The sequence below is a fragment of the Geminicoccaceae bacterium genome, assembly GCA_020638465.1.
Lineage (GTDB): Bacteria > Pseudomonadota > Alphaproteobacteria > Geminicoccales > Geminicoccaceae > JAGREO01.
In genome coordinates this window covers 1,108,588-1,131,176 of sequence record JACKIM010000001.1, presented here as the reverse complement: position 1 = coordinate 1,131,176, position 22,589 = coordinate 1,108,588, and the positions used below count along the sequence as shown (strand labels likewise).

At 62.8% G+C, this 22,589-nt stretch carries 31 protein-coding genes; 13 read left to right on the top strand and 18 right to left on the bottom strand.

Going from position 1 to position 22,589, the window contains the following annotated elements; translation table 11 throughout:
* Position 1 precedes the first annotated feature (1 nt).
* Together tcuA and tcuB are read left to right on the top strand one after the other, a co-directional pair.
* A complete protein-coding gene (tcuA, locus tag H6851_05390) occupies positions 2 to 1,405 on the top strand; it encodes an FAD-dependent tricarballylate dehydrogenase TcuA (protein MCB9943040.1) in 1,404 nt (467 codons plus the stop codon).
* Positions 1,395 to 2,498 carry a tricarballylate utilization 4Fe-4S protein TcuB gene (gene tcuB / locus H6851_05385; GenBank protein MCB9943039.1) on the top strand — a complete coding sequence of 368 codons (1,104 nt, stop codon included), beginning with the start codon at positions 1,395 to 1,397 and terminating at the stop codon, positions 2,496 to 2,498. Before tcuA ends, tcuB begins: the two co-directional genes overlap by 11 nt.
* Positions 2,499 to 2,528: 30 nt before the next feature.
* Here the strand turns inward: tcuB and H6851_05380 are convergent, their stop codons facing one another.
* From H6851_05380 to H6851_05340, 9 genes are all read right to left on the bottom strand, one after another.
* The gene (locus tag H6851_05380; GenBank protein MCB9943038.1) at positions 2,529 to 3,506 is read right to left on the bottom strand and encodes a dipeptide epimerase; all 978 of its coding nucleotides are present in this window, start codon (positions 3,504 to 3,506) and stop codon (positions 2,529 to 2,531) included.
* Positions 3,506 to 4,507 (bottom strand): DUF1611 domain-containing protein, encoded by a 1,002-nt coding sequence (locus tag H6851_05375; GenBank protein ID MCB9943037.1) that lies wholly within the window; start codon positions 4,505 to 4,507, stop codon positions 3,506 to 3,508. Before H6851_05375 ends, H6851_05380 begins: the two co-directional genes overlap by 1 nt.
* Positions 4,495 to 5,343, bottom strand: coding sequence for an N-formylglutamate amidohydrolase (locus tag H6851_05370; protein MCB9943036.1), 849 nt, complete (start codon positions 5,341 to 5,343; stop codon positions 4,495 to 4,497). The genes H6851_05375 and H6851_05370 overlap by 13 nt, the downstream gene beginning before the upstream one ends.
* Entirely contained in the window at positions 5,333 to 6,325 is a 993-nt protein-coding gene (locus H6851_05365; protein MCB9943035.1) for an ATP-binding cassette domain-containing protein, read from the bottom strand. The genes H6851_05370 and H6851_05365 overlap by 11 nt, the downstream gene beginning before the upstream one ends.
* Positions 6,322 to 7,329, bottom strand: coding sequence for an ABC transporter ATP-binding protein (locus H6851_05360; protein MCB9943034.1), 1,008 nt, complete (start codon positions 7,327 to 7,329; stop codon positions 6,322 to 6,324). The genes H6851_05365 and H6851_05360 overlap by 4 nt, the downstream gene beginning before the upstream one ends.
* The gene (locus H6851_05355; protein MCB9943033.1) at positions 7,326 to 8,222 is read right to left on the bottom strand and encodes an ABC transporter permease; all 897 of its coding nucleotides are present in this window, start codon (positions 8,220 to 8,222) and stop codon (positions 7,326 to 7,328) included. The genes H6851_05360 and H6851_05355 overlap by 4 nt, the downstream gene beginning before the upstream one ends.
* On the bottom strand, positions 8,219 to 9,196 hold the full coding sequence (locus H6851_05350; GenBank protein ID MCB9943032.1) for an ABC transporter permease: 978 nt from the start codon (positions 9,194 to 9,196) through the stop codon (positions 8,219 to 8,221). Before H6851_05350 ends, H6851_05355 begins: the two co-directional genes overlap by 4 nt.
* A 56-nt stretch (positions 9,197 to 9,252) precedes the next feature.
* Complete coding sequence (locus H6851_05345) at positions 9,253 to 10,827, bottom strand: ABC transporter substrate-binding protein (protein ID MCB9943031.1); 1,575 nt, start codon at positions 10,825 to 10,827, stop codon at positions 9,253 to 9,255.
* Between the two features lie 274 nt (positions 10,828 to 11,101).
* On the bottom strand, positions 11,102 to 11,254 hold the full coding sequence (locus H6851_05340) for a hypothetical protein (protein MCB9943030.1): 153 nt from the start codon (positions 11,252 to 11,254) through the stop codon (positions 11,102 to 11,104).
* A gap of 96 nt (positions 11,255 to 11,350) precedes the next feature.
* On the opposite strand from H6851_05340, the gene H6851_05335 reads away from it, so the two are divergent.
* Positions 11,351 to 11,695, top strand: coding sequence for a helix-turn-helix transcriptional regulator (locus tag H6851_05335; protein MCB9943029.1), 345 nt, complete (start codon positions 11,351 to 11,353; stop codon positions 11,693 to 11,695).
* Between the two features lie 125 nt (positions 11,696 to 11,820).
* On the top strand, positions 11,821 to 13,542 hold the full coding sequence (locus H6851_05330; GenBank protein ID MCB9943028.1) for a DUF4114 domain-containing protein: 1,722 nt from the start codon (positions 11,821 to 11,823) through the stop codon (positions 13,540 to 13,542).
* Between the two features lie 387 nt (positions 13,543 to 13,929).
* On the opposite strand, the gene H6851_05325 is transcribed toward H6851_05330, so the two are convergent.
* Genes H6851_05325 through H6851_05300 form a run of 6 tightly spaced genes read right to left on the bottom strand, consistent with a single transcriptional unit; the run spans position 13,930 to position 16,904 of the window.
* Positions 13,930 to 14,892 carry a tyrosine-type recombinase/integrase gene (locus H6851_05325; GenBank protein ID MCB9943027.1) on the bottom strand — a complete coding sequence of 321 codons (963 nt, stop codon included), beginning with the start codon at positions 14,890 to 14,892 and terminating at the stop codon, positions 13,930 to 13,932.
* Between the two features lie 40 nt (positions 14,893 to 14,932).
* Entirely contained in the window at positions 14,933 to 15,211 is a 279-nt protein-coding gene (locus tag H6851_05320) for a hypothetical protein (GenBank protein ID MCB9943026.1), read from the bottom strand.
* On the bottom strand, positions 15,208 to 15,543 hold the full coding sequence (locus H6851_05315) for a hypothetical protein (protein MCB9943025.1): 336 nt from the start codon (positions 15,541 to 15,543) through the stop codon (positions 15,208 to 15,210). Before H6851_05315 ends, H6851_05320 begins: the two co-directional genes overlap by 4 nt.
* Positions 15,533 to 15,769: a hypothetical protein gene (locus H6851_05310; GenBank protein ID MCB9943024.1), complete on the bottom strand. Its 237-nt coding sequence runs from the start codon at positions 15,767 to 15,769 to the stop codon at positions 15,533 to 15,535. Before H6851_05310 ends, H6851_05315 begins: the two co-directional genes overlap by 11 nt.
* The gene (locus H6851_05305) at positions 15,766 to 16,002 is read right to left on the bottom strand and encodes a hypothetical protein (protein ID MCB9943023.1); all 237 of its coding nucleotides are present in this window, start codon (positions 16,000 to 16,002) and stop codon (positions 15,766 to 15,768) included. Before H6851_05305 ends, H6851_05310 begins: the two co-directional genes overlap by 4 nt.
* Entirely contained in the window at positions 15,999 to 16,904 is a 906-nt protein-coding gene (locus tag H6851_05300; GenBank protein ID MCB9943022.1) for a PD-(D/E)XK nuclease-like domain-containing protein, read from the bottom strand. The genes H6851_05305 and H6851_05300 overlap by 4 nt, the downstream gene beginning before the upstream one ends.
* A gap of 101 nt (positions 16,905 to 17,005) precedes the next feature.
* Here H6851_05300 and H6851_05295 point away from each other — a divergent pair, with 101 nt between their 5' ends.
* Together H6851_05295 and H6851_05290 are read left to right on the top strand one after the other, a co-directional pair.
* On the top strand, positions 17,006 to 17,293 hold the full coding sequence (locus tag H6851_05295; protein MCB9943021.1) for a hypothetical protein: 288 nt from the start codon (positions 17,006 to 17,008) through the stop codon (positions 17,291 to 17,293).
* A gap of 213 nt (positions 17,294 to 17,506) precedes the next feature.
* A complete protein-coding gene (locus tag H6851_05290; protein MCB9943020.1) occupies positions 17,507 to 17,872 on the top strand; it encodes a hypothetical protein in 366 nt (121 codons plus the stop codon).
* Here H6851_05290 and H6851_05285 read toward each other — a convergent pair.
* Positions 17,869 to 18,075, bottom strand: coding sequence for a hypothetical protein (locus H6851_05285; GenBank protein MCB9943019.1), 207 nt, complete (start codon positions 18,073 to 18,075; stop codon positions 17,869 to 17,871). The genes H6851_05290 and H6851_05285 overlap by 4 nt on opposite strands.
* Positions 18,076 to 18,153: 78 nt before the next feature.
* Positions 18,154 to 18,492 carry a helix-turn-helix transcriptional regulator gene (locus H6851_05280; GenBank protein ID MCB9943018.1) on the bottom strand — a complete coding sequence of 113 codons (339 nt, stop codon included), beginning with the start codon at positions 18,490 to 18,492 and terminating at the stop codon, positions 18,154 to 18,156.
* Positions 18,493 to 18,575: 83 nt separating this feature from the next.
* Here H6851_05280 and H6851_05275 point away from each other — a divergent pair, with 83 nt between their 5' ends.
* The gene (locus tag H6851_05275) at positions 18,576 to 18,854 is read left to right on the top strand and encodes a hypothetical protein (protein MCB9943017.1); all 279 of its coding nucleotides are present in this window, start codon (positions 18,576 to 18,578) and stop codon (positions 18,852 to 18,854) included.
* Positions 18,855 to 18,943: 89 nt separating this feature from the next.
* Here the strand turns inward: H6851_05275 and H6851_05270 are convergent, their stop codons facing one another.
* Entirely contained in the window at positions 18,944 to 19,414 is a 471-nt protein-coding gene (locus H6851_05270) for a hypothetical protein (protein ID MCB9943016.1), read from the bottom strand.
* Positions 19,415 to 19,515: 101 nt separating this feature from the next.
* On the opposite strand from H6851_05270, the gene H6851_05265 reads away from it, so the two are divergent.
* The 6 genes from H6851_05265 to H6851_05240 all read left to right on the top strand — a co-directional run bounded on the left by H6851_05265 (position 19,516) and on the right by H6851_05240 (position 22,587).
* The gene (locus tag H6851_05265; GenBank protein MCB9943015.1) at positions 19,516 to 19,896 is read left to right on the top strand and encodes a hypothetical protein; all 381 of its coding nucleotides are present in this window, start codon (positions 19,516 to 19,518) and stop codon (positions 19,894 to 19,896) included.
* Positions 19,897 to 19,995: 99 nt separating this feature from the next.
* Complete coding sequence (locus H6851_05260; protein MCB9943014.1) at positions 19,996 to 20,742, top strand: hypothetical protein; 747 nt, start codon at positions 19,996 to 19,998, stop codon at positions 20,740 to 20,742.
* A gap of 632 nt (positions 20,743 to 21,374) precedes the next feature.
* Positions 21,375 to 21,560, top strand: coding sequence for a type II toxin-antitoxin system HicA family toxin (locus H6851_05255; protein MCB9943013.1), 186 nt, complete (start codon positions 21,375 to 21,377; stop codon positions 21,558 to 21,560).
* Entirely contained in the window at positions 21,557 to 21,976 is a 420-nt protein-coding gene (locus tag H6851_05250; GenBank protein ID MCB9943012.1) for a hypothetical protein, read from the top strand. The genes H6851_05255 and H6851_05250 overlap by 4 nt, the downstream gene beginning before the upstream one ends.
* Before the next feature lie 25 nt (positions 21,977 to 22,001).
* Positions 22,002 to 22,256, top strand: a complete 255-nt coding sequence (locus H6851_05245; GenBank protein MCB9943011.1) for a hypothetical protein — start codon at positions 22,002 to 22,004, stop codon at positions 22,254 to 22,256.
* Between the two features lie 106 nt (positions 22,257 to 22,362).
* Entirely contained in the window at positions 22,363 to 22,587 is a 225-nt protein-coding gene (locus H6851_05240) for a helix-turn-helix transcriptional regulator (protein MCB9943010.1), read from the top strand.
* The last annotated feature ends 2 nt before the right edge of the window (positions 22,588 to 22,589 follow it).

The window sequence follows — 22,589 nt, the reverse complement described above, 5'->3', positions numbered from 1 at the left end:
CATGACCGACCCGAAACGCATCGCCCGCGAGACATGGGACGTCGTCATTGCCGGTGGCGGCAATGCGGCCCTCTGTGCCGCCATCGAAGCGGCTGAAGCCGGGGCGCGCGTGCTCGTCCTCGAAGGCGCGCCGAGATCCTACCGGGGCGGCAATTCCCGGCACACCCGCAACTTCCGCTGCATGCATCATGGATCGTTGGGGCCGCTGGTCGAGACCTATGACGAGGAGGAGTTCTGGGAAGATCTCCTTCGGGTGACCGGTGGAAAGACGGATGAAGATCTGGCCCGTCACGCGATCAGGACATCGGCGGAATGCCTGCCCTGGATGCAGGCGCATGGGGTCCGTTTCCAGCCCTCGCTGGCGGGGACGCTGTCGCTCGACCGCACCAACGCGTTTTTCCTCGGTGGGGGAAAGGCCCTGGTAAATGCCTATTACCTGACGGCGGAAGATCTCGGTGTGACGATCGTCTACGATGCCCAGGTCAAACACGTGGCTCTCGATGGTCACCGCGCCACCCATCTCGAAGTGAAGACAGGTGGCATGACCCATCAGATCCCGGCGCGTGCCGTGGTTCTCGCCGCCGGTGGATTTCAGGCGGACATCGACTGGCTGGCCCGCGCCTGGGGCGAATCGGCCCGCAATTTCCTCATTCGGGGCACACCATACAATCGCGGCGTTCTCCTCAAGGACATGATCGACCAGGGTGCGGAAACAGTCGGCGACCCGACCCAGTGCCATGCGGTCGCCATCGACGGGCGTGCGCCGAAGTATGACGGCGGCATCGTCACCCGGCTCGATTGCGTTCCATTCTCCATCGTCGTGAACGGGAACGGCGAACGCTTCTATGACGAGGGCGAGGATGTCTGGCCCAAGCGCTATGCCATCTGGGGTCGCCTTGTCGCCGGGCAGCCCGGACAGGTTGCCTATTCGATCATCGACAGCCGCTCCATCGACCTGTTCATGCCGTCCGTCTATCCGCCGATCGCCGCTGATTCGATCGGCGGGCTGGCCCGCCGGCTCGACCTCCCCGCCGACCGTCTGGAAGCGACAGTGGCGGCCTTCAATTCCGCCTGCCGCCCCGGGGATTTTCACCCGCAGCGGCTGGACGGCGTGGCCACGGAAGGCATCGACCCACCCAAGACCAACTGGGCACGCCCCATCGTCGAACCGCCGTTCTACGCCTATTCGCTGCGGCCCGGCGTCACCTTCACCTATCTGGGCCTCAAGGTCGACCGGACCGCTCGCGTGAGCGGGCGCGACGGAACCTGGGACAACATCTGGAGTGCTGGAGAAATGATGGCGGGCTCGATCCTCGGCCAGGGCTATCTTGCCGGATTCGGCATGACCATCGGCACGGTCTTCGGGCGCATCGCCGGACGGGAGGCCGCGGCCCATGTCGCTTGATGTCACCCTGCAAACCGATCCCGGCGCGATTTCGGCCGATCCGGTCGAGGAAGCCCGCCGGCAGGTGGAGATCTGCAATGCCTGTCGTTATTGCGAGGGATATTGTTCGGTCTTTCCAGCCATCACCCGGAAGAAGATATTCACCGATGGCGATATCACGCAACTGGCCAATCTCTGCCACAACTGCCGGGGTTGCTATTATGCATGCCAGTACACCGCACCGCACGAATTCGACCTGAACCTGCCACGGGCACTGGCCGCCGCACGCGCGCAAAGCTGGGAGCGGATGGTCTGGCCGCAGGCGCTGGCCCGCCTGTTCCAGGCGCGGGGCGGGGCCATCGCTACCGCATTGGTGATAGCCAGCGCGTTGATGTTCCTGGCCATCGCCACCCTTCCCGGCTCCGGGAGCGGCTTCTATGCATGGCTCGGACATGGTGCGATGGTGGCGATATTCCTGCCTGCATTCATTCTGCCGCTCGTGGCGGTTGGTGTCGGCCTTCGCCGGTACTGGAAGGAAGTCGACGGTGGACATCTGACATTGGGTGCCTTTCTCGATGCCGCGATTTCCGCCGGACGCATGAAGAACCTCTCCGGTGGTCAGGGTCAGGGGTGTAACTTCGAAAAGGGTGAACGTTATTCGGATGCAAGACGCCACGCCCATCAGGCCGTCCTTTACGGCTTCCTGCTGTGCTTTGCCTCCACCACGTCAGCCACAATTCTTCACTACGGGTTCAACGCACCCGCCCCCTACCCCTTCTGGTCGCTGCCCAAGCTCCTCGGCGTCGCCGGCGGGCTTCTCCTCGTCGCCGGATGCCTCGGCCTCGAAATTCTGCGCCGCAAGGCCGATCCACAGCTGGGAACACCGAGGCGCGCCGCCGGAGAACGGGCCTTCGTCCTGCTTCTGGGGTATGTCGGCCTCAGCGGTCTCCTTCTCTACGCCGTCCGCGGAACCGGCCTGACCGGTCTCCTGCTGGCGCTGCATCTCGGCGGTGTGCTCACCTTCTTCCTGCTCACACCCTACACCAAGATGGCGCATGGCTTCTTCCGCCTGACGGCGCTGGTTCAGGATGCGGTTGCGCGCAAGCACTCGTGACCCATCGATGAAACCTGACCCGGACCGATCCTATCCCCACAGCTCGCGCGGCGGTGGCTGCATGACGGCACCATCGTAGCGCACCGGCGGGTCGCGGTCGCGTGCAAGCAGCAGAGGACCGTCGAGGTCGACGAAACGGGCGCGTGTGGTCAGCGGGAACGCCTGCGCCATCGACAGGGACGACGCCATCATGCATCCCAGCATGATACCGAAACCGGCGTCGCGCGCGGCATCGGCGGCCGCCAGCGCCTCGGTCAGCCCTCCGGTCTTGTCGATCTTGATGTTGACGTAGTCATAGAGGCCGCGAAGGCGGTCGACATCGTGGCTGTCGTGGAAGCTCTCGTCGGCACAAAGAGGTACGGCCCGGTCGATGCCGCGCAGGCTCTCGTCCCCACCCGCCGGCAGCGGCTGTTCGATCAGCTCCACGCCGAGACGGGCCATGGGTTGCAGCCATCGCTCGACCCTGTCCACGGTCCAGGCCTCGTTGGCGTCGACGATGAGCCGCGCATCGGGTGCCGCCTCGCGCACGGCCCGGACGCGCTCCAGGTCCCCCTCGCCACCCAGCTTGAGCTTGTAGAGCGGCCGCCCGACCGCCCTCGCCTCGGCCGCCATGCGATCCGGCGTATCGAGGCTGATGGTGTAGGTCACTCCGACGGGCCGCGGCCGTGCAACCTTCAGGATTTCGTGCACCGGCCTGCCCGCAATTTTCGCCTCAAGGTCGAGCAATGCACAATCCAGCGCATTGCGGGCGGCACCGGGCGGCATGGCCTCGCGCAGTGCGATACGATCCATGCCGCTCCCGATGGCGTCGCGCATCGCCTCGACCTGCCCGGTGACGCTCGCTATCGTTTCATCATATCTCGCGTAAGGGCGACATTCGCCACGACCGCTTGTTCCTTGTTCAGCGATTGTCACTTCAACGAGATGAACCTCGGTGACGCTATCACGCGAAATGGAAAAGGGCTTGCGCAGGGGAAAACTGACAGAGGTGATCGACAACGCCCGCATCACAGGGCATCCACCAGCCGCTCTGCGCCGTGCCTGAACGGGTCGACAGCCGGAAGCCCCATGCGGTCCTCGACCTTCCCGAGATAGTCGGCGGCTTCCGCCTCGCCCAGCGCGCTCGTGTTGATGCTCAACCCGGCGCAACGAACATAGGCGTTGGTCAACCGCCCCGCCTCGACATTGCGCTTCAGGCAGTCCTCCAGCGATGGCAGGGGCTGGTGCGGCAGGCCGCGCATGTGGGTGCGGGTAGGCTCATGGCACAGGACCAGCGCATCCGCCTGTGCGCCGTGGAGCAGGCCCAGACTGACGCCGGCAAAGGCGGGGTGGAACAGCGACCCCTGTCCTTCGATCAGGTCCCAGTGATCGTCGTCATTCGCCGGGGCCAGTTCCTCGACGGCGCCCGAAATGAAGTCCGAGACCACGGCGTCGATCGCGATTCCCTCGCCGGTAATCAGGATACCCGTCTGTCCGGTCGCGCGGAAATCGGCCTTCATCCCACGCTCGCGCATGCAACGTTCCATCGCCAGCATGGTGTACATCTTGCCGCATGAGCAGTCCGTGCCCACCGCCAGAACCCGCTTGCCCGTACGGCGCAGGCCGGTGCCCGTGCGGAAGCCCCGCCGCGGATGACGGGCATTGACCAGCCGCCGCCCCTTGCGCGCGGCCGCTTCGGCGATGGCCGGCACGTCTTCCAGCCGCATGTGCAGGCCGCTCGCGACATCCATGCCCGCCTCGATCGCATCGACGATGGTGGCCGTCCAGTGCCCGGGCAGGACCCCGCCCGAATTGGCCACGCCGACGAGCAGGGTTCGGCAACCGGCGGCTGCGGCCTCGGCAACGGTCATGTCGGGCAGGTCGAGATCGGCGCGACACCCGTCCAGCCGCAACTGGCCGGTGCAGAACTGGGGCCGCCAGTGGACGACCCCCTGCGATGTCTTGGCGGCAAGCTGGTCGGCGACATCGCCAATGAACATCAGATAAGGCGCTTCGATCACGGTTGCCATCTCCGGGCGAGCTGTTCCGTCAGCGCCGAAATATTCGACTTCAGGCGTTCGAATCCAAGTGTTTTCTCGACTTTCGCCTCGTCGAGGTAGAGACCCCGGTTGATCTCGACCTGCAGGCTTTCGATCCCGTTGCCGGGATCGGCAATCTCGCTCAGGATGGCACCTCCGGCATAGGGATCGTTGAGCGAAACCGCATACCCCCCTTCGCGCAACAGCTCCAGGAGCAGGTCGCGGGTCGATGTTGTGCAACTCGTTCCGAACCGATCTCCCACCACCATGTCCGGCCGCCGCCTGCCCGGTCCGTCCGGAGTGGCGGCATTGCCGACGGATTTCATCGAATGCCACTGGACATGCAGCACGCGCCCATGCCGCCGGCGCAGCTCGCTCAGCACCGACGTCAGGGCATTTCGATAGGGCAGCCAGCAGCGCTCGATACGGCGTTCGACTTCACTCCACGAAAGCTTCCGGTCATAGATATTCAGACCAGGCGTGACGATCTCGCGAATGAGACCAATGCGCATTGACGATTTTTCGCCGGGGTGGAGCGCCATGGACGGCGCCCGGTCGAGGATGCGCGGATCCACGTCGTCGCGTGCGCGGTTCGCATCGACATAGGCACGTGGAAAATGCGCATGCAGCAGGCTGACCCCTTGCGCCGGCGCTTCTAAGAGCAGTTCGTCGACATGGGCATCCTCGGCCCGGCGCAACAGCGAGAGGTCGAGCGCTGAGCCGAAATCGTCGGGGTATTCCCGGCCACTGTGCGGACTGTCGTAGAGGATCGGCAGGGCATCGCCGGCGCGATCCGGCCGGACCAGCGTGTACGGCTCACCCGTCATTCAGATGACATGCGCAGATATGCCGGCTGGCGATGGTCCGCAATTCCGGCCGCTCGACGGAGCAGCGCGGCATGGCCTGCGGGCATCGGGGATGAAAATGGCATCCCCGAGGCGGATCGAGCGGCGACGGGACCTCGCCCCTGATCGGCTGGAATCTCCGGTGCCGGGAATCGAGCCTCGGCACCTCTTCGAGCAATGCCGTGGCATAGGGATGTGCGGGTCCGGCAAAAAGCGTCCCGGTGGGTGCCGCCTCGACGACCCGGCCAAGATACATGATGACGACCCGGTCCGCGACATGCTCCACGACGGACAGGTCGTGGCTGATGAAGAGATAGGTCAGGTCGAGCTTTTCGCGCAGGTCCATGAACAGGTTGATGACCTGCGCCTGAATGGACACATCCAGTGCGGCAATCGCCTCATCGCACACGAGGAATTCGGGTTTGACCGCAATGGCGCGGGCAATGCCGACCCGCTGCCGCTGGCCGCCGGAGAACTGGTGCGGATAACGGCGCATGAAACCCGGATCGAGCCCCACCTGGTCCATGATCTCAGCCGTGTAGCCTTCCCTGTCGCGGGAACGTATCAGACCGTGGGCAATCGGCGCCTCGGAAATGATGTCGATGACCCGCATTCTCGGATTGAGGCTGGCGAACGGGTCCTGGAAGATCATCTGGACGGCCAGCCGGTAGGCCCTCAGCTCGTCACCCCGAAGGTCGTTCACGTCCCTGCCGCGGTAACGCAATATCCCGCTGCTGGGCTGGAGAATGCCCGCGACCACACGGCCAAGGGTGGATTTTCCGCACCCGCTCTCGCCGACCAGCCCCAGCACCTCGCCCTTGTCGATACGCAGGTCGACATGATCCACCGCATGCACGACCTGTTCATGCACGCTGGCCCCCAATCGCCCGGCGATCTTCTCCGCCAGATCGAGACTTTTGACAAAACGCCTGGAAATACCGGAAAGCTCGATCATCGCCGTCATGCGGCATCTCCCGCGGACAGCGGCCGGATGCAGCGCACCTGTCGACCGGGTCCGGGCTCGATGACCGGCGGTTCGTCCATGCAGGCATCGTCGGCGTAGGAGCAGCGATTGCGGAAGGCGCAACCGGGCGGCAGCCTGAGCAGCGAGGGGGTCATGCCGGGAATCTGCCTCAGCCGCTCGCCGCGACGGTTGTGCGTCGGTACGGACCCGATAAGCCCTTCGGTATAGGGATGCATCGGCCGGTCGAGCACGTCGTCCGTCAGGCCGGTCTCGACAACACGACCGGCATACATGACGGCGATGCGATCCGCGAGTCCGGCGACGACGGCGAGATCATGGGTGATCCAGATCAGTGCCGTACCGGTCTCGCGGCAGAGTTTCTGCACCTCGAAGAGGATCTGCGCCTGAATGGTGACGTCGAGGGCCGTCGTCGGCTCGTCGGCCACGATCAGGCGCGGTTCGTTGAGAAAGGCCGTGGCAATCGCCACGCGCTGGCGCATGCCGCCGGAAAGCTGGTGCGGATAGGCCGACAACCGTTCCCCGGGGGCGGCGATACCCACCCGGTGCAGCGCATCGGCCGCCCGCGCGCGGGCCTCCTTGCGCGGAACCCCGGCGTGGGCCCGGATCGCCTCGATCATCTGGGTATCGATCCGCAGGACCGGATTGAGCGTCATCATCGGGTCCTGGAAGATCATGGCGATGCGGTTTCCCCGCAGCGAGCGCAGGGTTTCGGGATCCGCGCCCACGAGTTCCCTGCCCTCGAAACGGATCGAGCCACCGGCAATTCGCCCGGGCTCGTCGACGAGTCCCAGAATGGAAAAGCCGGTAACCGTCTTGCCCGATCCGCTTTCGCCGACCAGTCCCAGCACCTCGCCCGCATCCACGGTGAAGCTGACATCGTCCACGGCGCGCACCACACCGGCCTTCGTCATGAAGTGGGTCTGCAGGCCGCTCACCTGCAGCGTCGGCGTGCTCAGCAGGTTCGCCGGCCGGAAGTCACTCATCGTCGCAGCCTCGGATTGAGCACGTCACGCAGTTGATCGCCGACGAGATTGATGGAAACGATGGTCAACAACAGTGCCACACCGGGAAATATGCTGATCCAGTACTTGCCGGACAGCATGTATTCGAAGCCGTTGGAAATCAGCAGTCCCAGCGATGGTTCCGTCTGCGGAAGACCGACGCCGAGAAAGGAAAGCGTCGCCTCAAGTGCAATGGCGTGGGCGACCTGAACCGTGCCGACGACGATCAGCGGCGCAAGGCAGTTGGGCAGGATATGTCGGAAGACGATGCGGCGGTGCGACAGGGCGAGGCAGGTCGCCGCCTCGACATATTCCTTTTGCCGCTCCACCAGTGCCGATCCGCGCACTGTCCGCGCGTAATAGGCCCACTGGGCGATGACGAGGGCGATGATGATCTTGTCGATGCCCTTGCCGAGAATGGCCAGCAGCATGAGCGCTATCAGCACCGCCGGGAAGGACAGCTGAATGTCGACGATCCGCATGATGATCGTTTCCGTGCGGCCCCCGGCATAGGCCGCGACCAGCCCGACCACCATGCCGATGGTCAGCGCGATCACACCGCTGGCCACACCGACGGCAAGCGAGATGCGCAGGCCGTAGAGGATGGCCGACCACAGGTCGCGTCCGGCACCGTCGGTACCAAGCCAGAAGATGTAGCCATCGAAACTTTCGCTGCCGGGAGGCATGCGCGCATCCATCACCGACACCTGTCCCAGGTCGTAGGGATCCTGAGGCGCGATCCACGGTGCGAGCAGCGCCAGCACGACGATGGCGAGCAGCATGACCAGGCCCAGGAGAGCCAGCCGGCTTTCGACGAAATCGGCGGCAAAGCGGGTGAATGGACCGGCTTCGCGCTCCAGCGACGTCGTGCTCATGAGCCGGCATCCCGCAACCGTACCCGGGGATCGAGCAGTGAATAGATCACGTCGACCACGAGGTTGATGACGACGAACAGGCCGACGATCATCATCAGATAGGCGACGATCACCGGACGGTCGAGCTGCTGGATCGACTGGATCAGGAGCCTGCCCATGCCCGGCCAGGCGAAGATGGTCTCGGTGACCACGGAAAAGGCGATGAGCGAACCGAATTCGAGACCGAGCACTGTTATTACGGGAATAAGGATATTCTTCAGGATGTGAACAAAAACGATGCGACTTTGGGTCAGCCCCTTGGCTTGGGCAAATTTGACATAATCCTGAAGCATGGCCTCGCGGGTTCCCGCGCGTGTCAGCCGGATCACCAGCGAGATCTTCAGCAGCGCCAGGTTGAAGGCCGGCAGGAGCAGATGCCTCAGCCCGTCGAGCGTGAGAAAACTCACGGGTATCCCGAAGAGATCGGCCGTCTCGCCACGTCCCGTCGACGGCAGCCAGCCCAGCATCACCGAAAAGACCATGATGATCATGATGCCGACCCAGAAGGTCGGCAGGGAGAAGCCGAGAATCGACCCCGCCATGATGATCTGCGACACCCGCCTTTCAGGCTTGAGACCGGCGTAGAGGCCGAGGGGAAGGCCGATGACAATGGCCATGAACAGGGCGGAAAACGCGAGCTCCATGGTGGCCGGCATGCGCTGGAGGATCAATCCCAGCGCCGGCTCGCCAAAGACGAAGCTCTTGCCCCAGTCGCCCTGGGCCAGTCCCTTGAGGAAGATGAGGAACTGCTGCCAGAGCGGCAGGTCGAGCCCCAGCGCGCGCGTCACCTCGGCGATGTCCTGCTGGTCCATGTCCGGCGAAATGAAGATATCGACCGGATTGCCGATCACGGACACCCCGAAGAAGACGATCACCGCCATCACGAGGACGACGACAGCGCTCTGCAGCAAACGGCGGATGATGAATACCGACATCGGCGTCAGCTCCGCCCGCCATCAGGGATCGCGATCACGAACGGAGCGCCCATCGACTACTGTTTCACCACGTTCACCGCCAGTGTGTACTCGTCGGTGCGCGGCTCGTAGGCGAGTCCGGCCCGGCTGCCCCAGGTGTTGACCTGATAGTGCAGCGGAATGATGGCGACATCGTTGATCGCCATTTCCGTGGCGTCGGCAAGGACCTCCGCGCGCCTGTCGTCATCCACCGTGGCCAGCGCCTCCTCGATCAGCGCATCGACATCGGCATTGGAGTAACGGCCACGATTGGTCGCACCATACCCCTTGTCCTTGTCGTAGGTATGGATCAGCGCCTTGAGCGGTGAGGATGCCTCACCGGTACCGGCTCCCCAGCCGACGAGGATGAACGAAAATTCGGGTTCGCCATCGGGAGCGCCGCTCGACGCGCGCTTGAAGAAGACGGCAGGCGGTATCGTTTCCACGCTCATGTCGATGCCGACGCGCGTGAGCATCTGGCCGATCGCCTCGGCGATCTTGGAATCGTTGATGTAGCGGCCGTTGGGCCCGTGGATGGTCATCGAGAAACCGTCGCCATGGCCGGCCTCCTCAAGCAGCGCCTTCGCTCCGTCGGGATCGTAGGGAACGGGCGACAGCTTGTCGCTGACCCCGAAGAAGCCCTGCGGCAGGAGCTGGCCGGCCGGTCGCGCCACGCCTTCCATGACCCGCTCGACGATCGCGTCGCGATTGATCGCCTTGGAAATCGCCTGCCGGACGCGAAGATCCTTGAGTGGGTTCTTTATCTCACCACCATCCTTCGCCCTGACGAATGGCGAATTGTCCCGCTTGTGATCCAGGTGGAGATAGATCACGCGGTTCGATATTCCCTGCGACAGCACGACATCGCCATTGGACTTCAGGGTCTCGATGTCAGTGGTGGGCACCTCGGAAACCACGTCGACGTCGCCGGCCATCAGGGCCGCCACGCGGGCCGGCCCCGCCTTGATCGGCTTGAAGGTCACCTTGTCCCAGATGGGCTTTTCGCCCCAGTAGTCGTCATTCCTGACAAAGGTGATGTGATCGCCAGGCACATATTCGCTGTATTTGAACGGTCCGGTGCCAATGGCCGCTTCACCGGAATTGAACTTCTCCGTCTGGGCAATGTCCCTGATCGAGTCGGAAATGATGCGGATGGTCGACACGTCGTTGGCCATCAGCGGATAGGGTTCGTCCGTCCTGATGTGGATGGTGTAGTCGTCGACCTTCTCCACCGTCTTGCCCTTGGCGTAAGTACCGAAGCTCGCCGGTGAATTCGGCACATTGGGAGCGCGCTCGAAGGTGAACACCACGTCATCGGCGTTGAAGTCGGTCCCGTCGTGGAACTTCACGCCCTCGCGCAGCCTGAATTCCCAAGTTAGGTCGTCGATCGGCTTCCACGACACCGCCAGGCCGGGCACGAGCTTCTGGTTGTTGTCCTGGTCGACCAGCCTGTCGAAGACATGCAGCGTCAGGGCATTGTTCGGACCGACATTGTGGTAGTGCGGATCCATCGAACTGGGCTCGGCGGCGAGACCTATCGTCAGGTCCTCTGCCGATGCGGCTGCCGTCATCGCCGCAAGAATGGCCGTCGCCGCTGAAAACTTGGCGCGCATGGAACAACTCCCTGATTTCATTCCCTGCCTGTGCCTGCAGGCTTGTGGGGGGGAGTTTGACCCACCCGATACGGTCAAACAAGGCCAAATAGGCAGGAGCGCCGAAACCGGTCCGGGGCACCCGGCGCAGACGCACAAAAATCATTTCCGGGTAGAACAGTTATCGAAAAATCCACTCAAATCAATTTCGGTAACATTTGATTTACTTGTCTAAGATTGATATTTCCTATAATGGAATATTCACTTGATTATAAGTAAAAGTTGACGCGAAATGTCAAGCATCTCTTTGAATTTTCTTGAAATTTTCAATATCGGGATAGCCTTTGTCGATGGTGATTTGCGGATTATCCATACCAACTCTGCCGCACTCACCATCATCGATCAGGGCGATGTCATCCGGTCCGTCGACGAACGCCTCACCTGCCATTCATCCAGCGAGCAGCGACAACTCCGGGCAACCGTCCGGTCGGCGATCGGGAACCGATCTCCCCGCTGCGAATATCTCTCGCTCGGCCACTCCGGCATGAACCGGACCCTGCTGGCACTGGTCCGGAGCCATCCGGAAGGTCATCGCGACATGGCCGGCCTCATCATCGCTCCGGCGGAAGCCGGATCCATTCCCCCGTCCCCCCACTTGCGTCACTGGCTGGGGCTGACCCCGACCGAAACGGACATCGCCTGCCGGATCGCATCCGGCCGGTCCGCCGAGGAAACCGCCCACGAAATGGGAATCCGGGTCGGAACCGTCCGTACCCATCTCAAGCACATCTATGTCAAGACCGGTGTCGGTTCGCAAGCCCAACTGACCGCGAAAGTCGTGCGCGCCCATCTTTTACTTCCAAACGAAATCATTCCACCCAACAATTGAGTGATCATATCATTCTTCATCTCCCAAATCAATTACTTCATCCTGGGGGAGAAATCTGCACCGACTTTGTCTAGCAAGATACGGGTTGGTACATATTCCAACGATAATAACTAGGGGATGGACACATGTTACCGAATCTTAACGAGAAGACCGCCCTCGACTCGTCGCTCGTGAACGGTGTCTCGTCGGCCGATCTCACCGCATCGGCCGGCCAGAAGATCAGCATTTCCTTTGTCGAGGAAGACGCGGGCTATCTGAACTCACTCGGATATTACGAGATCGGCAGCGACGGCACCATCGGCCCGGCCAAGATGGTGTTCGAATCGCTCGATGGCGAGGACCGTGGTGGCGGGCCGCTGACCGCGGGCGACAGCGTCGATCTCGGCACCTTCGCCTCCGGCACGACCATCGGCCTGTTCATGATCCAGGATGGCGCCAGCCTCGGCGTCGACCTGTCCACGGGCAGCCTCGCCTTCGAGGACGGCAGCGGCGGATCGGCCAATACCGGCGATTCCAGCCCGCCGGTGCTCTATCACATCGCCGATGACGGCACCCGCACCGAAATCACCGCACCCGTCTTCCACACCAATGCCGGGCTCAACGCCGACGGCACGCAACACGCCGTCTCCGCAGCGGACAGCGACGGCTCCACCCTCGTCGCCTTCGAGGACCTCGCCGCCACCGCCCGCAACTATGACGGCGATTTCAACGACGCCGTCATCGACGTGACCATCGAGGATGACTCGACCGTTACGCCGCCAACGCCAGTCACACCGACAACGCCGGACGACACGACCCAGACCGTCGACTCGACGCCGGTCACCTTGCCCGACGGCCAGGAGGTGGCCGTCCAGATCACCACCGAGTCCTCTACCAGCGATGATACTGCCGAGCTTTCGGGGTCGCTCTCGTTATCCGGTTTCCTCGCCAGTAATTTCAATATAGCCTATGTTATAGATGTCTCGGGTAGCACTGGGAGTTACGCCGTTGATGACCAATATAACATACTTGACCTCGACAATGATGGTTCGAGCGATACAGTCCTTGATGCGGAAAAACTGGCATTTATCGAATTAAACCAACAACTCATTGACAATGGATTGTCCGGATCCGATCTTGCCGTGATACCGTTTGCGACCTCTTCAAGAATTTTATCAGATACAAAACTTGGAGGCGACGCAGATAGTGACGGTATTTTTGATGCTGTATCGGCAATAAACTCCCTATCTGATGGCGGAGGAACATCATTTTATTCTCCATTAGTCAGAGCGGCAGAGTATTTTGAAAATCAGCCCGACGTCGATACGGCGACCAATGTGGTTTTTTTCGCCTCTGATGGTTATGCTTCGACGTCTAGCTCTTCTGTTGTCAATGCTATTAACCATCTTCAAGATCCCAATGGTATCAATGCGTTGGTCAATGTTTTCGGAGTTGGATCGGGTACCGATCAAACAGCTCTCGATGCCATGGATAATACGGGCGGTGCCGAGATCATTACCGATCTCTCCCAACTTTCGGCCGGTCTCAGTAGCTCTTCCATCAACATCAGCGACATCGTTTCTGTAGACATCAGTGTCAACGGTGTCGTCCAGACGACCCTCGACAGCTCGGCATTCACTGATTCGCCGACGGGACCGAAGTTCGGGCCGGTGACACTGACCGGGCTCGACCCGAACGCCATCAACGATGTCGACATCGACGCAGTCTTGACGACGGACAGCGGCGATCAGTTCGATCTCGCCATTTCGACTCAGATCGCCGGCAGCGGGGCGGCAGGCAGTACCGCCTCGACCGAGCCCATGATCCAGTCGCTGACCGATTCCGGCGATTTCTATGTGATCGCGTGACAACCTCCCGGCCGGCTCCGGCCGGCTCCGGCCGGCCGGGATCGGAGAATCGGAGCGGCCCATGACGGCCTTTCATGCCGTCATGGGCCATGCCCGGCACCAGGGGCCCGGGGACCTGTCATCCGCGGCGGTCGATTTTTTGCTTCCGAACCTGCTTCAACCCATTGATTTTGTTGACTTCCTGTCGGTTGAATTGACTCGCGTTCAACAAAACCGTTCAGACGTTCATCGATCCGCGGATTTTTCACCCCGAACGGCCCGGACGAATGCCAGCCGCCGGCCCGTTGGCGACCGTCGCCGGTTCGTGTCTCGCAGATTGATGATTTCGGGTTCGTGTGGCGCGAAAGGCGCGGCAGTGGGTGTCAAATGCCGGTCAAACAAGCCGGCCTATTCCTGTTCAGGCCGCCAGAGTTCGAGCTTGGTGATGGCCGTTTGCGCCAGCCGGCGGCTGCGCGGCAGGTAGGTCTCGATGATCTTCTCGGTACGGTCGATCCGGTGCCCGGTGAGACTGGCGATTTCGGGAACCGTACAGCCCGCTTCGGCAAGACGGACAACGGCCGTGCGCCGCAGATCGTGGAAGGTGCGGCCCTCGACCCGTGCCCTGACCATCGCCGCCTTGAACATGTGGCGGAAGTGATCGGCCCGCCACGGACGGCCGTTGCGGGTGCAGATCACCGGCGACACACGCGGCGTTCCTGCCAGCAGCCGGCCAAGCCGGGCCGTGACCGGGATATGGACTTCGGCGCCGGTCTTTTCCTGCCTGAGCAGGATCAGCCCGTCGCGGCAGGCCGACCAGGGCAGACGCAGGATGTCGCCCTGGCGCTGCGCGGTGTTGATCGCCAGCATGTAGACCAGCGCCAGTTCCGGCCCGCAGACATCGAGGAAACGCTGTTCCTCGTCATGTTTCCAGACCGATCTCCGGGGCGGCTCCCTGTACTGGCGGAACGCCATCGCCGGATTGTCCCTGATCATGCCCTGCCGGCGGGCGAAGCTCAGCAGCAGCCGGAACACGCGGCAGACATGGTTCGCCTGCGAGGGTGTTGCCGAGAATGCCCGCTTGAGCGCCTGCACGATCGACGGATTGATATCCGCTACCCGCGCGTCGCCGAGCTTCTTCGCGATCAGTTCCAGCCGGCTCGCATAGTCGCGCCGCGTCGCCTCCGCCAGCAGGAGATAGTCGTCATGCCCCTTGTACATGCCGATCAGCGCGCGGATGGTGCCGGCCCTGGCGCCGTCGAACATGCCGCGCGCCATCCTGTGCCGGTATTCGTCGACCTCGAGGTTGCGTTCCTTCGCCTCGAGGATGGCCCGCGCCTTCTCGTCCGACAGGCGGACCATACGGAAACCCATCTCGACGACGCTCTTCGACGGCTCCCAGTAGTAGCGGGCGCTACCGTCGCTGTTTTTTCGGACGCGGAGGTGGGGCGTTTTCACCGGATAGGACTCTGTTTTCGATATTCTTCTGCCGTACCGCCGATTCAACCATCTCGCGGTCCTTCGACAACAGCGGATCGAGGCTCGCGTTCGTCCATCGGCGCTTGCCGCCATCGAGCACGAAATCCGGCTTGGGAATGAAGCCGCTTTTCACCGCTCTTTCGAAGTCCCGGAACTCGGTCAGTCCGAACATGTCGGCGACCTGCACCTCGCCATAGGCTTGCCGGTCGCTCATTGGAGCTTCGCCCCGTTGCGCTCGGCCTGCCAGCGGTAGGCGTTTTCGCAGAGCTGTTCGGTCAGTGCGGCAATGGTCGCGGTGTTTTTCATGGCCGCGATGCCCGCCAATACCGGCGGTTCGCCATGATCGAAGGCAAGCAGGGCATAGAGTCCGGCGAAACAGCGGGAGAATGCGGCCAGCAGGACCAGCCGCTCGCCACGGCCGCACCAGCCGTTTTCCCCGAGCGTGCGTTCGCTGTAGGCCATCAGGCTTAGCGCGAGCATCTCCGCACGTTCGGCGATGACCGGATCGGCGAGCCCCCGGGCGAGGTCGAGTTCGTCATCCATCATGATCCCCCTCCGGCAGTGCGAGATAGTCGAGCAGGCAGCGGGCGAGTTCGGCGGCTTCGCGGCGGTCGAGCTGGCACCAGCCGACGGCGGTGAACGAGCCGACGATCTCCTCGCCATGCTCGACGAGCAGCGTTCCGCTGGCGTGCATCCGCACGACGAGGTGGTGGCCGAAGCCGGTCGACAGCTTGCGGAAATACGGCAGTCCGCCGAACGGGCTGGCGCTCATGCGGCCTTCGCATCGCGGGCGGAAGCCCGCAGGTGCCGTTCCAGCCGCCCGACCTGAATGCGGGCCAGGTGCAGTTCCTCCAGTGCGGCCTGCAGATATTCCCACTCGTTCGGCTGGCCGAGGAGGCGGCCGCGGATGGCCGCCCGCCGCTTGCAGTCGTCGATCAGCTCGAACAGTTTTTGCGGCGTCACGGTCGGCAAGCCGCCGCTCAGGCAGTTCGGTACATCATTCATCGGCTTTTGGCCCAGCGCCGCCCCTTGCGCAACGGATTGCTCCGCTTGCGCGGTGCCGGCGGCTCCATCGTCTCGACCTTCGCCGGGTAGCCGGGCCATTCGCCCCGGCCGAGACATCGCGACCAGCTCGCCGCCGCGTGATCGATGTCCGCGCGGCCGCGTTCGAGCAGGCGCGGGCCGGGCTCGAAGACCATCAGTCCGAACGGTTCGACCGTTTCCTGCACGACGAAGGCAAAGCGCGGCCGCTTCACCCCCAGCCGCCCGGCCGCACGCCGGTACCATGCCGGCTGCACCCGGCCCGGAAGCTCCATCAGCGCCCGCCGCTTCCACATCGACAGCGGCATCGAGGTCGTCTTGTAATCGAGGATCAGCCCGGCCTCCGGGTCGATCCAGTCGAACCGGGCGCGGCCCCAGATCGGCGCGCCCGCCGCCTCCTCCTGCCAGAAGGCCGAGACCTCGGAAATGCCGCGCGCCGGCGAAAACGCCCAGGCCATGCCCGCACGGGCCAGCTGCTCGCGGGCGGCGGCCAGCATCCGCGCCATGCGCGGCCAGTCGCCCGCCAGCACCGGGATGCCGCAGGCTTTCCTGATCTCCTCCCGGCTCGCCCGTGCCGCCCTGGTGCGCCAGTCCGGCGCATTGACCGTCACCACCCGCACCTCGCCGCCCAGCAGCAGCTCGTGCATCGCCGAACCGAAATCCATGTTTTTGGTGGTCTCGAACGCCACAGGATCGGTGAGGCGCGGATGCCTCGCGGCGGCATGGGCCGGCGAGCGCTCCAGCAGGATCGAGGCCAGCGACGAGGACAGCGAGGGACGCGGCGCCGGATCGGCATGGTATTCGGCGGCGGGCATCCGGTAGGCGCCGGGCTCGGTCAACGGACCGGAAAGGGCGAGCGGGTTCATGGGCGGTACTCCCGGGTGAACCGGCCGGGAGTACATTTGACCCCCGGCCAGTCTTCTCCTCTCAATGGAATTTCCACCAACCAACGAGAGGAAAACTCGTCATGTTCGATTTCGAGAAGCCGGTCACGGTTAACGAGGTGTACGCCTATACGCAGGCTCTGGAGATGCTGGTTCTTGATCTGCTCAAGGCACATGTCGAGAACCACCCTGATCCGGCCGGGTTTGCTGTCGAGTTTCACAAGAAGTATGTGAACCGTTGCAAGGAACTGATCCCGTTTCAGTTGCTCGAAGAAAGGACCGAAGCCGACCGGCAAGCCGTCGAAGCTTTCGAAATGTGTTTAAAGGGAAAATCTTGGCAGGTACGCATGGCCGCTGGGTTGAAACCCTAGTCAATTGCTCGGAATCGGGGGGCGGCTGGCGGCCGCCCTCGACCCATCGGCGGTAATCTTCCTTGCGATCGAAACCGAGCATGCAGGCTTCGATCAGCTCCGCGCGTGTCAGGCGTTCGTTCGGACCGGAAAGGGCGAGCGGGTTCATGGGCGCACCTCCGTGCAGCTTCGTTCGCTTTCACACCGTGTGGCGTTTCTGGTAGAATGCGCCTCATGGAAAAGGTCGATCTGAACTTCATCGCCAGACAGCTGGAGCGGGTGCTCACCGAACAGGCTGCGATGCGCACCGAACAGGCCATCTTTCGCGAAGATATGGCTTCGATGCGTAACGAGCAGGCTTCGTTGCGCACCGAGATGGCTTCGATGCGCGAACAGATCGCCCGGCTCGACAGCAAGCTCGACCTGACACGGCAGTCGATTGAGCTGCGCATTGATGCCGTCCGGCTCGAACTGATCGAGGAAATCTCGACCATCAGCAGGATGGAAGCGAGCGGCGTCCGCATTCCCGTCGATCATCGACTCGACGATCACGAGGCGCGCATCGCCGCGCTCGAAGGCAAGGCCGAGCCTGCGGGCTAGCATCCCTCTTCGTCCGGCCCGGCAAAGCCATCCAGCCAGTCGTCATTGTCCGGCCCGACATATTCGTCGCGGGCGATCAGGTCGAGATATTCGGCCGCGGTGATGATCGAGCCGTCGACCACATACACATCCGACCAGGCGGCATTCTCCGTCAGTGCGGTGTCATCGGTATCGTCCGGGCCGGAAAGGGCGAGCGGGTTCATGGGCGTGTCCTTTAGTGCTGATGACACGCTACGTAATGTAGGCAAAATATGCAAGTACAAACTACGTTTTGTAGTTTTCTATTCGCCGTTTGTCGCTTCCGGTTCTAACTGCTGTTCAGCAAGCGCACGGCCAAGCGAAAACCAAAGCGCCCGCTGTTCGGGCGTGAGCTTGCTCGCAAGCTCCATCGCCATCTCCGCAACATCGGGCTGAGGCGCAGCCTCTTCACCAAGAAGCCAAGTGGCTGAAACATTGAGTAGACGCGAGTAGCGCGCCGCAAAGCGCGCGAAGCCTCGCTTGCCGCTCTCGTGATGGCCGTAGGTGCCCGGTTCAATACCCACCTCGCGGGCGAACGCTGCTCCCGACTTGTAGCCTGCTGCGATCCTCGCCTTTCGGAGGCGTTCGTGCGCGTGATTCATAACTACAGATAGTAGCGATCTAGAGCGAAATCACTCGCTACGTTTTGCCTTGAAATAATCGCTACGAAATGTAGGGTTATTTAATGCAGAGCTTTAAAGATATCATTCGCCGGTGGGATTCCACGTCTGCGCTGGCTGCCGATATCGGCCAGCCCACAAAGACGGTGCAGATGTGGCTGTTCCGTGACCGGATTCCCGCTGTGCGCTGGACAAAGATCGTCGCGGCGGCGCATCTGCGCGGTTGGGATGACATCAATCTCGGCTTGCTGGCCAGTCTAGCTTCAAAGAAAGCCGGGCAGCATCCACACTCTTCCTCCCGCCGTTCCCTGCGCCAGCGCTCGCCGCAGGACCGGGCTTCATGAGACACCGGTCGTCCGTCCCCTTCACAGGGTTCCACTTGCAAGACAGCGGGCGGCCGGTGGCGGGCTGGCGCCTCGTCCCGTTCGTGTGGTCAGCCCAGCGCGGGCAATGTCCTTTTGACCCTGATTTTGCCGGTTTTCAGTTTATGATCGCGCCGGGTGGCGCCCATGTCGATCACGACCGGGACGCTCACGGTTGGCGATGCTCCCGAGCACGGCAGCAGCAGGCCATGACCGGTTGTGCTTCCGGGTGCGATCCGGCCAAGGGATATGGGCAGTTCGATCGGTTCGCGGCCCGAATCGGTGAGAAGGCTTGTCCTGCGCGGTCTGACGATCCGCAGGATGTCGATATCGAACGGCACCACGTCGGGATTGTGGATCGCGAAATGGAGGTGCCACGTCTGCGAGTCCCGCGCCGAAGGGCGGATGTCGATGGCGGGGAGCGAGCGGAACCAGGCTTGCCGGTTGACGATCCAGTAGAGCATGGCGGAAGCTGCCGTGGCTGCTGCCGTGATCCATACCGGCAGTCTGTCGCCCACGAAAGTGGGCAGGGAATCGAACATACGAGTTCGTCCTTTTGGAAGTTTGACACACTCACAGAATGGACGAAAGGGCGGCGCGGGTCACGCACCGGCGCCGCCCGCCTTCCCTTGAGGGAGGCGGCATGACGGGCCTTGCGCGGCGGGGGTTCATGAGGCTCGGGGCGCTGCTCCCGGCGGCGCTGGCGTCACCGCCGGTCGCGGCTCGCGAGGATCCGGAAGACGATCAGCAGGCGCTGCGGGTCATGATGGAGATCAACGGCCTTCCGACGCGGCTTTGCCTGCCGCTTCCCGCGCCCGGCCGGGCGATCACATGGACAAACGAAAACGAGCGCCTAAGGGGCCACCCCGGCGCTCGTCACGAAATGCTTTTCCTCAACTTCAAAAAACCGGTTCGCGGCCGGTTCCACAAGCCATTCCCGCGTCTGCATCTGCATCTGCATCTGCATCTGCAACAACAACAACGGATACAACAACAAAAACGAAAACGGACCTGCGATGGCTAGAATCGGCCATTCATCCGGCGCGCACAAGGGGTCCGTTGCGCGAAAGTCTCCGGCGCAAAGTCGCTTACACAGCGACATTGGCGGGGATTGAGACGGATCATGCCGGTCGCCCTCCATCCGTTCCATCCCTGCGCCATCATCCGCCCGCCCGCGCTGCCGCGCTGGGTCATGAACCGGCTCGACGACATGACGCCGGCGGTGGGCAAGCTGGCGCGGTCCATCATCGAGACGGCGTGGAGCGATCCGGGGCTGGTGCTGACCGCCAGTCCCTCCGCCCTTCAGACGATCACCGGCAAGGGCGAGGCATTCGTGCGGCGGGGCTTGCGCGAGCTGGCCGAGCTGTTCGGCCTGAAGGATGGCTGGTTCACCTTCCCGTTCTGGGACGAGACGCGCAAGAGAAAGGCGCTGCACCGGGAGCGGAGCCGGCTGGGCGGGCTGACCACCAGCCTTCGCCGGCAAACGCGGGATGCCGACCGGAACGAACGCGAGCTGGACGCGGCGGCGCTGCTCGAAAGCCGCCGGCGGATCGCCTGGACGGCCGAGCGGTACGAACGCACGCGCGGGCTTTGCGAGGTTCTGGACTGCGAGGTGAATGGCCGGGAGCCGAAGGTCTATGAGCCCGGCATACCCGAAACCGAGCCGGGGATGCTCTCGGGCCGCCTTGAGGCAACCTGCGCCATGATGAAACTGGAGGGCGCGCAGGCACGCTTGCGCACCAGCTCGCTTCAGAAACTGGGCGAGATGCACCGGCGGCGGATCCTCACGATTTCCGACCAGCTCGTCGCCATCTTCTGCGGTGCGGAGTTCTTCGTGTCCGAATGGCTGCCGCGCGTCCGCGACGGATAGGCGGCCCATCTTCCCGACATCGCCGAGAGGGACGCCGGAGCCGGCCACGGTTCCGGCCGTCCGGATTCGGCCGTTTTCACGACATTTGCCGGCGAGGATGTGCGATACTCGCGGTTTTTCGGACATGAGGCGGCGGTCGGCCGATCCACGGCGGCGGATCTGTGGAAAACCGGCCGGTTGGCGGATCGGGGGCGAATCGTTTCCGGCGGAAAATGCACGAAAACGCCAGCTCAACACACTGATTTCGCCGGAAATTGGAAGCAGGGTCACCGCTACCTCTTGGAGTCTGAATCTCGAAGAGAGGAGTCTCTTGATGTTGGGGCAGTGGATTTGTGGAAAACTCCGAAGGCAGGTGCATGGCCGCGCCGCCGGCCTGCTTTTCAGGCGAGCCGGAGCCCGCGCCCTCAACCGGCGCAAACGGCCCGTCAGCGGGCGAAAGCGGATCGGGATGAACGGTGTACCCAAACCGGCACGAAGGCGCTGTCCGCGCCCCGCAGGCGGCCTTGTGGCCGTTTCGCACGGACGTTGAGAACAGGGACGAGCAATGCGCGGGATGCGGGTATGCACACAAACATGTGTTGACTTAAATCGAGAATGCGCCTATTTATGTGTGCATGAAGCACAGTGAACTCATGAAGCTCCTGAAACGCCACGCAAAGGCCAACGGCCTTGCCTTCGATGAGGTTCGAGGGCGTGGCAAAGGAGGCCACATCGAGGTTCACCTCGGCAGCCGGAAAACCGTCATCCCTCATTCGAAAGGCGAGATGCCGACCGGCACCGTGAATGCAATTCTCAAGCAGCTCGGAGTGAAAAAGTGAACGAAGTATTTCACGCGACCGTCACTCGCGAAGATGGCGGGTTCACCATCACCTTTGACGGACTGAACGGCGTCTCATTCGCAGAAAGCGAGGCCGATGTGCCGCAGCGCGCTCATGATCTGCTGGCGTCAATCTTTGCAATGCACATCGGTGAAGATGATGACCTTCCGCGACCGTCTGGCGGCGGCGATTTGCCGGTACGCCTCGATGCCCTGACCGTCGCCAAGATCGGCTTGCGGCTCGCCATGCGTGAGGAAAGAACGAGCGGTCGGGCGCTGGCGGCCCGCCTCGGGATCGCGGAAACCGCCCTGCGCCGGCTGCTCGACCTCGATCACCAGTCGCATATCAGGCAGGTTGAAGCTGCTCTTGCAGCACTGGGTCGAACGCTTGTTGCGGACATCAGCGAGGCCGCCTGATTTCTTTCCGCAAAGGAACAAACCGATGAACGATCCCGATAACCTTGTGCTCGCCCTGCTGCGAAAGCTCGATCAGAAAGTCGACGCTATCGCCAATCGTCTTGAGGCCGTTGAAACGGATGTACGCGCGATCAAGGATGAAATGCAGGTGACAACCGGCATGGCCATGCGGGCATTCGGAACCCATGACGCGATGAACGGTCTCATCAAGCGCATGGAGCGCTTCGAGAAGCGGCTCGCCGAGATCGAAACGGACAGGGAGAATTCAAATGGTCGATAAGGGCCATCGCGAGGGCTGGTTCGTGCTTGGCTTCGCCGTTTTCAGTGTTGTCTGCGGCATCATGGCCGGAGTTGTCATCTATCTGGCCACTAGCGGGTGAAGGGTCATGACAGCCGATGAGCTGCGGACTGCGCTCGACGAGCTTTCATTGACGCAATCGGCCGCCGCCCGCCGCTGGAACGTCGATATCCGCACGATCCAGCGGTGGTGTTCCGGCGAGCGGGCGATCCCGTCAACGGTCGAAAAGCTGGTCGCGCTGGAACTCGGGCTCGATCCCGTGCGCATCGCGGAACTGAACGAGGAACGGCGGCGCCGGGGCAGCGCCGCCTGAGC